The sequence below is a fragment of the Nocardia farcinica genome (genome assembly GCF_029867845.1).
Classification (GTDB): domain Bacteria; phylum Actinomycetota; class Actinomycetes; order Mycobacteriales; family Mycobacteriaceae; genus Nocardia; species Nocardia farcinica_A.
The window spans coordinates 1-1,120 of sequence record NZ_JARWRU010000406.1; the positions used below are offsets into that span (position 1 = coordinate 1).

The 1,120-nt window shown below is 71.6% G+C and carries 2 protein-coding genes; both read left to right on the forward strand.

Annotated features, from left to right (window positions below):
• Positions 1–543 (forward strand): zinc-binding dehydrogenase (locus QH283_RS08665; RefSeq protein WP_280502501.1); only part of this gene is annotated, 543 nt, incomplete at its 5' end.
• Positions 540–1,120: MBL fold metallo-hydrolase (locus QH283_RS08670; RefSeq protein WP_280502502.1), on the forward strand; the 581-nt coding region annotated here is incomplete at its 3' end. The genes QH283_RS08665 and QH283_RS08670, both read left to right, overlap by 4 nt.

A 1,120-nucleotide genomic window follows, 5' to 3' on the forward strand; every position in this document is an offset into this window, starting at 1 on the left:
CCCGGCGGGGTCTGGGGGGGGGGCGGTGGCGGCGACGCGGCCGTGGCGGGCGCGAAACTGGTCGGCGCCCGCACCATCATCGCCGTCGACCGCGACCCGAGGAAACTGGAGTGGGCCGAGGGCTTCGGCGCCACCCACACCGTCGACGCGAGCAGCGAGGACGCCGTCGAGCGCATCAAGGAACTCACCGGCGGCTTCGGCGCCGACGTGGTGATCGACGCGGTCGGCCGCCCGGAGACCTGGAAACAGGCGTTCTACGCGCGCGATCTGGCCGGCACCGTGGTGCTGGTCGGCGTGCCCACCCCGGACATGGCCCTCGACATGCCGCTGATCGACCTGTTCTCGCACGGCGGCGCGCTGAAGTCCTCCTGGTACGGCGACTGCCTGCCCGAGCGCGACTTCCCGCTCTACATCGACCTGTACCGCCAGGGCCGCCTGCCGCTGGACAAGTTCGTCTCCGAGCGGATCGGCATCGACCAGGTGGAGCAGGCCTTCGACAAGATGCACCACGGCGACGTGCTGCGCTCGGTGGTGGTCTGGTGAGCGCCCGCGTCGATCGCGTCGTCACCTCAGGCACCTTCTCCCTCGACGGCGGCACCTGGGACGTCGACAACAACGTCTGGTTGATCGGCGACGACAGCGAAGTGCTGGTGATCGACGCCGCGCACGACGCCGACGCCATCGCCGCCGCGGTGGGCGAGCGCAGGGTGACCGCGGTGCTGTGCACGCACGGCCACAACGACCACGTCACCGTCGCACCGGAGCTGGCGAAGCGCCTGGACGCGCCGATCCTGCTGCACCCCGGCGACGAACCGCTGTGGCGGATGACGCACCCGGAGGTCGGCTACCGCTCGCTCGAGGGCACCGACCGGCTGACGGTGGCGGGCGTGGACATCGACATCCTGCACACCCCCGGCCACTCCCCCGGCTCGGTCTCGCTGTACGTGCCGGATCTGAACGCGCTGTTCACCGGCGACACCCTGTTCGCCGGCGGCCCCGGCGCGACCGGCCGGTCGTTGTCGGATTTAGACACCATAATAGTCTCGATCCGCGACCGGCGGCTCACCCTGCCCGAGGAGGCACGGGGACCCCCCCGCCCCGGCGCGGGCCCCACCAACGG